Origin of the sequence: Kordiimonas sp. UBA4487 (assembly GCF_002389025.1) — a bacterium.
Taxonomy (GTDB): Bacteria; Pseudomonadota; Alphaproteobacteria; order Sphingomonadales; family Kordiimonadaceae; genus Kordiimonas; species Kordiimonas lacus.
This window is the reverse complement of record NZ_DGNR01000007.1, coordinates 1-8,385: the sequence shown is the minus strand read 5'-3', so window position 1 is coordinate 8,385 and position 8,385 is coordinate 1. Positions and strand designations below refer to the sequence as shown.

Annotated in this window: 7 protein-coding genes; 3 read left to right on the top strand and 4 right to left on the bottom strand. The window is 54.7% G+C overall.

Going from position 1 to position 8,385, the window contains the following annotated elements; all coding sequences use genetic code 11:
• From B3Z17_RS05010 to B3Z17_RS05000, 3 genes are all read right to left on the bottom strand, one after another.
• Positions 1-742, bottom strand: a 742-nt coding sequence (locus tag B3Z17_RS05010; RefSeq protein ID WP_286828821.1) for a recombinase family protein, incomplete at its 3' end; no start/stop codon positions are given.
• Positions 739-915: a hypothetical protein gene (locus tag B3Z17_RS05005; RefSeq protein WP_286828820.1), complete on the bottom strand. Its 177-nt coding sequence runs from the start codon at positions 913-915 to the stop codon at positions 739-741. The genes B3Z17_RS05005 and B3Z17_RS05010, both read right to left, overlap by 4 nt.
• 1,021 nt (positions 916-1,936) lie before the next feature.
• Entirely contained in the window at positions 1,937-2,350 is a 414-nt protein-coding gene (locus B3Z17_RS05000; protein ID WP_286828819.1) for a nuclear transport factor 2 family protein, read from the bottom strand.
• A 198-nt stretch (positions 2,351-2,548) separates the two neighbouring features.
• Between B3Z17_RS05000 and B3Z17_RS04995 the strand changes: the two genes are divergently transcribed.
• The 3 genes from B3Z17_RS04995 (at position 2,549) to B3Z17_RS04985 (ending at position 7,051) form a co-directional block, all read left to right on the top strand.
• Complete coding sequence (locus B3Z17_RS04995; protein WP_286828818.1) at positions 2,549-4,357, top strand: hypothetical protein; 1,809 nt, start codon at positions 2,549-2,551, stop codon at positions 4,355-4,357.
• Positions 4,358-4,489: 132 nt separating this feature from the next.
• A complete protein-coding gene (locus tag B3Z17_RS04990) occupies positions 4,490-5,767 on the top strand; it encodes an alpha/beta hydrolase family protein (protein WP_286828817.1) in 1,278 nt (425 codons plus the stop codon).
• 12 nt (positions 5,768-5,779) lie between these two features.
• Positions 5,780-7,051 carry a serine hydrolase domain-containing protein gene (locus B3Z17_RS04985; protein WP_286828816.1) on the top strand — a complete coding sequence of 424 codons (1,272 nt, stop codon included), beginning with the start codon at positions 5,780-5,782 and terminating at the stop codon, positions 7,049-7,051.
• 19 nt (positions 7,052-7,070) lie between these two features.
• Here the strand turns inward: B3Z17_RS04985 and B3Z17_RS04980 are convergent, their stop codons facing one another.
• On the bottom strand, positions 7,071-8,132 hold the full coding sequence (locus B3Z17_RS04980; protein ID WP_286828815.1) for a helix-turn-helix transcriptional regulator: 1,062 nt from the start codon (positions 8,130-8,132) through the stop codon (positions 7,071-7,073).
• Positions 8,133-8,385: the final 253 nt, after the last annotated feature.

The following is an 8,385-nucleotide window of genomic DNA, read 5'->3' as shown; positions in this document are numbered from 1 at the left end:
CAAATCCTACCCCCGCAACCAACTTCACTTGCTCAGCAAGTGCAACAGACCCTTCGAACGCAAGTTCGGAGGGTTTTGTCGTTCTAGAGAGACCGTTGCCGCCGAGCGGCCCTGCAGTGCTCGGGAGTTTGCCATTCGAGAGCGAAAGAATGGCCGCCAACTCGCCCTGGACTTCGAACTCAAAGCCGTCTTCAGTCGGATGAAGGACCACCTGATCGAGAAGCGAGCGGATGGCATCAAACGCCTGTAAGTCATCCCTGTCGGCCTTCAGGGCGTCTGAGAGCCTGCCCACCTTATCCTTATAGATAGCACTCATGTTGGGGTGCAGAAGCATGGGCGGCTCGTCAGAAATAGGCGATAGTTTGGCCTCGCACTCAGCCTTCTCTGCCTCAAGCTTGGCTGTCTTGTCCTTGAACAGGGCAAAGGGGGCACCATCGGCGACAGCATCCACAATCTTGTTCAGTTGCTCATAGATCCGGGCGATATCCGCCTGGTTACGGGACAGGCGATCGAGCGCTTCCGCGAGCACCATGTCAAACCGGGACTGGGCCGCGTCCTGGAGGAGGGCCTGGATGCCGGGGCGCAGAAGTGTCGCACCGGATACAGCTGCATCGGAGTAGGTGCCTGCAACCGTCCATCCTTCCATGTTTGCCCGCTCCTTCAGTTTATAAAACTGGTCCTCAATAGAGGTGGCCGACTGGAGGTCGGTCGAATAGCGGGCATAGAGGGCAAGACGCATCATTCTTCTCCTGAACTGGAGCGCTCAGTTGAGTCATGCAAGTCTGGATTGTCAAGCGAGTGGGCTGACGGCGAGGCCTTGAAATAGTCGCGCGCAGCCTGAACGGCCAGCGCACGGATCAGATCCGATGCGCCGGTGACGGCTTTCTCTTCGCGATGCTCAAGCGCTCTATCCATTGGCCTCTGCGGGGCTGCGTATTGATGACACGCAAACGGTGCCTGAGCGAGGGGAGGCCAACAATGGGATCGTGGTTAGAAAGGGGGGGTAAATAACCACAAGGTCGGGAATTGAGTGAAAAAAGTGTTTGGTGGTCGCTTGAGGGAGCGAAGTTCACGCCGAATCGGAGGCTGGTGTTCTACAAGATCAGGATGGCCATCGGAAAAAGGTAACAAAGGTTACAAAGCCAAAATCGGCATTTAACTCATTGAAATATATTAAGATATTTGTGACCCCTTAAAGGTTACATCGGGTTACAAATGGAGTCACAACTTTTAAGTCATTGATTTTAAAGGGATTGGCTCCAGAATATGTGACCCCGTGTAACCTTTTGCCTGTAACCCCTATGTAACCCCGGTGTGACCTGTTTGTGACCTTTTGGGTTGCAGTGAAGATATATATAAAACAATTGGTTATCTTTAAATTGAGATATTTGTAACCTTTGTTACCTTTTTCCGATGGCCAAACATTGTGAGCGCTAAAGGGGGATGTTGAGGCTTCTTTATTCCTATCCTCTACTTCAATATCTTAGTCCTGAGGCGCCAGCGGATGGCACTATGAATGGAATACAAGCCTGGCTTCATTCACGCCCATTCCTTTGCGCTCTCCCCCGCCCCGCCTGCGCTCTAAATGGCGCTCGTGTTCTTCATGGAGAAATAGCCTGAACGTAAGGCAGACTGGGCCTCACACAGCGAAAATGCATGCAGAATTATTCTTCAATATTCTGCAGGATTCGGCATCAGGCAACAAGTGAGACTGAGTGACGCATAAACTGAGACAATCCGTCATTTGCGACACATAAAATGAGATTATCCGACAGGGCCGCTTTCGTCAGAGAGCAGACCTTCAGATTTCGTTCTCAAACGTCCCCAATTCGCCAAGAGGGGACTGCCGTGGAACAGAAACATTCCAGCATCTATGAACCACGGCTACCCTTGCCCCCGTCATTGACGTCCCTACAGTGTGGGACACATCTTGCCATCAATGCCTGACAAAGGTCTTGTTGGCGATGCGCCAACCGTCCTTCAGTTTGAGCAAAAGAAAATAGTCGGTGTAGGTGCGGTCACCCGAGATGATTTCAGCCTTTGCCGTCGCGGCCGCCCCGGTGACATCGATGGCCACCAACCGTCCCATCCTTTTATTCTGAACACCTTCCTTGATATTCGCGATATAGTCTGTGCCCTTCCAGCGGCGCAACTCGCCGTCTTTCCCGACAAACTGAAGTTCAAGGCTTGGCAGGAATGCCTCGGCCACCAGGCCCGGCCGGCCATTTGCTGTGCCATCGAAATACTTTTGAACCACGACCGCAATCTCCGATGCGTCATCCGACCCAGCCGGCCAACTCGACCAGAAAGCGACGGCAAGGGAAAACAGCAGTCCTTTTACAATATTCATTTCTATTCCTTTCCTTGGCGCATTGCGCCCTTTGATGTCGCCTGCATCCTTCCTGCTTCAACGTGGAATTGCCCCTCGATTTCACGAAAAACCTGATCGAATTTAAAAATCGATCAGGTTTCACGGCAATTCGCAAAGCCACGGAAATACCCCCTTCATAGACTGTCCAGACACATTGACTTTAAAAGAGGATAGACGATGAAATACAGCCTGATGGGCCTCGCTCTTTGCTGCCTGAACCTGCCGGCAATTGCCGCAGAACAAACGTGGGATCTGACACACTATTATCAGGGTGATGCCGGATGGGAGGCGGAACGGGTTTGGGTCCAGCAAAGCCTGTCCCGGCCAAAATGGAACCCGGATGAGCTCTGCCAAACGCCGCGTTCCCTGGAACAGGCTTTGCAGCACGATCATGATCTGCGCGTGGCCGCCAGCCGCCTGGCACAGTATGGCTTTCTGCAGTCCCTGCTGGACACTGAAGACAGGCCAGCCGCGACCCGGCGAGATGTAGGCCTTGCCAACGAGGCCGCCGCAATGGCTTGGGTAAGCCCTCTGACCGAGGCTCTCAGGCAATGCCCTGAAACTGCGGATACCGTTTTGGCGGCGGCTATGAAAAACAACGCGCCCTTCCTGCCGCGCCTGATGCAATACCGGGCTGAGCTCGAAAGAATGCCCAGTGCCGCAACCCTGGAAGTCATCGAAAGGGTGGATGCACGCGTCGCCGCCCAGCATCATGTCTTTCGGTCCCTGATGGCAGGTATCCCAAACTGGCCAACGGTCTCCCTGAACGACGGTACGACAGTGATTGCCGATTACCGTGCCTACAGACGTGCCCGTCGGGCGCCCAACTCTGTGAACAGGGACCGGGTGCGTAACGCCTTTTTTGAGACGTTGCTGCCCTATGGGGATACCCTAGCGGGCCTCTATGTGAATCGGCTGGCGCTTGATCTGGAGGTCGCGCGCGGCAAGGGGTTTTCAGACCCGGTGGACGCCGAATTCTACTTCCGAGACGGCATGCCTGAAGGCAGTTACAGAAAGCTTTACCAGTCGCTGGTACGTCACCGCGATACCCTTCGAGCTTTTGCCAAGCAGCAAGCTAACGCGCTGGGTCGCCCCCGCTTAACATTTGGCGACTTGCTGTCTGTGCCCGCCACCGACCGACAGGAAAACTATGAGGCAGATGCCGTGATCGCCACCATGCAGGCATTTACGAACGCTGTGTCCGGCACTTATGGCCGAGCCATGGAAAATGCCCTGTCGGCAAACCTGATGGACCTGAAACCAACTGCGACCAAGGCCCACACCTGGGGCGTCTGGTGGCAGGTGGGGAATGCCCGCCCCTTCCTGTTCATGCCGTTTGACGGCAGCTATGTGCATGCGCAAAATCTGGCGGGAGGCCTGTTATTGCTGACCGCCTATGACAGTATCCCCCAAGAAACGCCGCCAGATTCCCGTGCGGACCCGTCTATCTATAGCAACGCACTGATTTATCTCGGCAAACTGATAAATTCCGATGCACTGATGCGAAACAGCGAAAACCCGGAAGAACGTACCCTCCAAATCGCCCGACAGCAGAAACAGATATTCCGCACCTACGTGGCCTATTCTATCATGGCTGAGCTTGAAAGTCGGACGCTGAGCGACATTCGCGCCGGGCTGACACCGACAGCGGACACCATCAGCACGCATTTCAAAACCATTTTGAAAGAATTGTTTGATGACACGTTGAATGCTGACGGTGCACAGGTGCTGGAGTGGATGGTGCTGACCGAAGTGATCTATTTCTCGGCAGAACATCTTTTCTGGCCACCAGCCCTCGCCACCGCGGCGCACCTGCAGGATCTGGCGTCATCAGAGCCCAAGCTGGCGGAAACCATATTGATGCGGTCATTGGGCGGCGACGCGCCATTCCTGTCTTACCCTGCCTTGAAACAAGCCGGCATCGATTTGGCGACCGACGCACCTTATGAGGCGATTTTCGACCGAATAGCGAAGCTGCACGATTGAACCCCTCCATTCACTCCAAAAGGCGGTCGATTTCAAGAATCGGAGAGTTTTTACCCACAAATCGATAAGAAATCGCCGCCCCCCTTTCCTAGCTTTGTGTCATCGACAACAAAGTTCGTGAAAGGACTAACAATGAAAAAACTGACACTCCTGACAGTGGGGACATCCATGCTCGCCGCCTGTTCCGGCAGCAGCAACTATGACCCGGTATTCCCGGAAATCAAAAATACCAACCGCGTTTGGACTGACGCCAGCGGCCAGCTCTATAGCGCCGTACAGGATACGGACGGCGATTTTACCGTCCACGACCCATCAAATGGACTGTTTTATTATTACCGGCTGGAAAATGGCAGGTTGGAGAGCAGGCCCTCTATCGCCCCTTCGATCCGGTATGAAAATGGCAAGCTCATTCTTGGCGACACCGCGTTGACCCCCGCCGAAGTGACGGCGGAAGAATTCGAGATCACCAGCGGTGATGTCATTCTCAAAGGCATGCTGATCCTGCCCAAAGGCAGCGGCAAAGTACCTGTGGTCATCAGTGGGCACGGGTCAGAACGAAGTGGGGCAACGAATTGGGACTGGGCACCCGCATGGTACGCGGAAGCCGGGTTCGGCACCGTCCTGTTCGACAAGCGTGGCACGGGGTCGTCCGGCGGTAGCTTTACCCACAACTTCGACCAGCTTGGCAAAGATATGGGCAAGGTGGTCGAATTCCTGGCAGCCCACCCCCGCGTAGACAAGCGCCTGATCGGCATCGCCGGCAATAGCCAAAGTGTGCGCATCGCCACCCTGGAGGCCAGCCGCAACAGCGAGGTAGACTTTATCGTGGCGTCGTTCGGCACTGTTGGTACGGCCTTCGAAGAAGAACTGCAATATACCAAGAACAAGTTTGAAGCAGCTTACCCTGATGAAAGCTGGGAGGAATTCAAACCCTTCGTTGAAGCCTGCGTGTCAGCATTTGCCTTGCATGACGACAGTCGTTGGGATGAAGTCAGCGCTCTCAAGAAAAAATGGAAAGGTCGCGTTGACGGCGACAGGCTTGCCGGCACACAGGTGGGTGACGGCTGCCTGTCCTGGGGACCGTTCCTTCTGAAGGCCTTTGGGCGCGGCCAACTGCCGGAAGGGTTGGACTGGAGCTATGAGCCAAAGGCCGACATTGAGAAACTGGATATTCCGGTTCTCTGGGCCTTTGGCGAAGCCGACCAAACCGCACCAAGCGCGACATCGATCGCGGCGGTGAAAGCCTGGATCCGTGACGGGAAGCCGTTTGAGCTGCGCACATATCCCGGTGCTGACCACGGCATGTTCATGACCGCAACTGATAAAGACGGCAAAAGCTATCGCTTCAAAAATCCGGTGTACATTCAGGATGTTATCGCCTGGCTCAAAGCCCTCAAGGCCAAGCAGTAAAAGGAGGCAGGAATGACTATATCAAAATTGAACCTTGCCGCCACGATTGCAGCTATCCTTCTTTCCACCGGCGTATCAGCACAGTCACTGGACTATCAGAGGAAAATGACAGACGCAGTCAATGGCCGGACTTTCATCGCTGGTGCCGACCTCTCTCGGTATGCCTGGCTGAACATGGAAACCCTGTTCCTGCAGGACACCATCACACGGCAAGGCAGTGCCGGCAATTTACCCAGTGATTTTCACCAGGAACTGGATGATTTTCATTTCAGCACCGGCCGCCAGACAACAACACTCTATGACCATGTTATGAACTCTGGTCTCGTGGACGGCATTGTCATCGTGCAAAACGGTACGGTGATCTATGAACGGTATCCTCACATGAAAGCCAGCGACAGGCACGCGCTCTGGTCGGTATCGAAGGTCGCACTGTCTACCGCCCTGGGGGTTCTAGAGCAGCAAGGAAAGCTGTCGCTTTGGGCGCCAATCGACCGATATCTGCCTGAACTGGAAGGGACCGACTGGCAAGGCATCACGGTGCGCGATATCGCTGATATGGCATCAGGCATGGATTGTCGGGAGGTCCTGGCGGATGCTTTCACCAATCCTGAAAGATGCATCTTCGGATATTTTGCGGCCCTTTTTAACCAGGAAGCTCCGAAGCAACAGGCGCCGCACGCCTATGATATTGTGCGCGCTGTGAGCAAACGGCAGAAACCGGGCCAGTCCTACACCTACACCTCCGTCAACAGCTTCGTCCTGGCGCGGCTCGTGGAGGAACTGACCGACATGCCTTATGCGGATGCGCTTTCCAGCCTCGTATGGAACAGGATTGGTGCAGAAGCCGACGCCCTGGTCCTGGTCAACAAACATGGTGAACCGGATGCTGGGGGCGGCATATCAGCCCGCCTTCGCGACGTGGCGCGTCTGGGTATGGCATATCTTCACACGGGGCCCAACGCCAACATTCTCAGCCAGGAATGGAAAGACGCTATCCAGGAAGACGCCCGGCCGGACCTGATGCAGAATTCGCCCGACGGCATTGCCCTCAACCTTGCGGCCCCACACCAGGCGCACCACAATGCCCGGCAGTGGGACAAAGTGTGGCTGGATGGCGATCACTATAAAAGCGGGTTTTCCGGCCAGGGGCTTTATGTCTCACCGCACCGGGATCTGGTGATTGCATGGGTTGGCACCCACGCGCGCGATGGCCACGGCACCAGCCTCGTTCGTGCGGCGCGGGCGCTGGCAGCATCCGACCAGTTCCCAGCCCACCAGCATTAATGAAAAGCGTGGCGACGGATCAGGTCGGTCCGTCGCCGTCGCGGTAAGCCTTCGGTGTCATGCCCATGCGTTCCTTGAAGGCCCGGTTGAAGGGCGCAAGGGAATTGAACCCTGCTTCCATGGCAATGGAGATGATCGGCAGATTGTCCTTGCCAGGGTCCTTCAGGTCACGGCACGCCGCATCAATCCGATAATCGTTCAGAAAAACGTTGAAATTCTTGTATCCCATTTCTCCGTTGATCAGCTCGCGCAATCGGTATTCAGGTAGCGCCAACATGCCAGCAAGTTTGGCGACATTCAGGTCTGGTTCCCGATACACCTGTTGGTCCTCCAAAAGCTTTTCCAGCTTGGCGGCCTTCTCACCCCATTTCACCCAGCTTCTGGATTTGCGCGCTTTGACCTTGGTCTTACCAGTTGCCCAATCCGCCAGTTGGGGGCGCGTCAGGGCAAAAAACAGCCAAATGGCCAAAGCCAGCTGCCAGATCATATGAAAGGTCTGTGGTTCATAGGGCAGTTTTGTGGCGATGCCGACAATGTTTTCCGCCACCAGCATCTCGATACCAACCACGCTGAAAATCGTTGCCACAATCTGGCGCAAGCGGAACCGGCTCTGGAGCAGTTCAGCTCGCCAGGAGCGGATCAGCGCGTAGGTCCCGAGCAGGAAAAATCCGAGCTTGGCTATTTGCGGCCAATATTCGAAGACAATGATCATCGGCCAGCTGTTCGGCCAGTTACCGTGCCTGCTGGCCCAAAGGTCAAACACGTCGATACCCAGGGCTGCAACTGCCACCAGCCAGAAGGGCCAGGAGGAAAGGTCCTTGTCCTCAAACAGATAGAACATGATCAGGGCCCAAGCGACGGCTCCCAGATTTGCCAGGGCATAAAGCGTGATTTGAAACAGTCGCTCACCGTCCCCTGCTGCAGGGTTGTTATAGTAAGGCGCCAACGCAAGCGCGGCGAAACAGATAATGCCAAGTGCCAGATAATATTTGAATCGGCCCTCGAGGTCTGACCTTAAGACCTGCAGTGAAAGCAGGAAGGTGATCGCGGCTGTTATGAAACTTGGCAACACTTCAAACACAGATACCCACCCCGCTTATCGGCTGAAGAAACAGGTTAGAAACCTATCCTTGCCCCTTTGGTCGGTCAATTCCTTGTTCAGTGCAGTTTATGAAAGGAGCCTCAAATACAGTTCTTTTATGAGAGGAACCAAGAAACAGATATGCGTCTTATGCTGCTGTTAAAAGTTCGCTTTGGGTCAGAAAGCGCCTGTTCTTATGCGGGAATAGGTATGTCTCTTGAATGTCCGTTACTGGCCTATTCCGTTGAAAAAC

What these genes read in the sequence shown, in the direction of transcription:
- B3Z17_RS05005 (WP_286828820.1), bottom strand. Translation starts at nt 915, where the DNA reads ATGGATAGAGCGCTTGAGCATCGCGAAGAGAAAGCCGTCACCGGCGCA.
- B3Z17_RS05000 (WP_286828819.1), bottom strand. Translation starts at nt 2,350, where the DNA reads ATGAATATTGTAAAAGGACTGCTGTTTTCCCTTGCCGTCGCTTTCTGG.
- B3Z17_RS04995 (WP_286828818.1), top strand. Translation starts at nt 2,549, where the DNA reads ATGAAATACAGCCTGATGGGCCTCGCTCTTTGCTGCCTGAACCTGCCG.
- B3Z17_RS04990 (WP_286828817.1), top strand. Translation starts at nt 4,490, where the DNA reads ATGAAAAAACTGACACTCCTGACAGTGGGGACATCCATGCTCGCCGCC.
- B3Z17_RS04985 (WP_286828816.1), top strand. Translation starts at nt 5,780, where the DNA reads ATGACTATATCAAAATTGAACCTTGCCGCCACGATTGCAGCTATCCTT.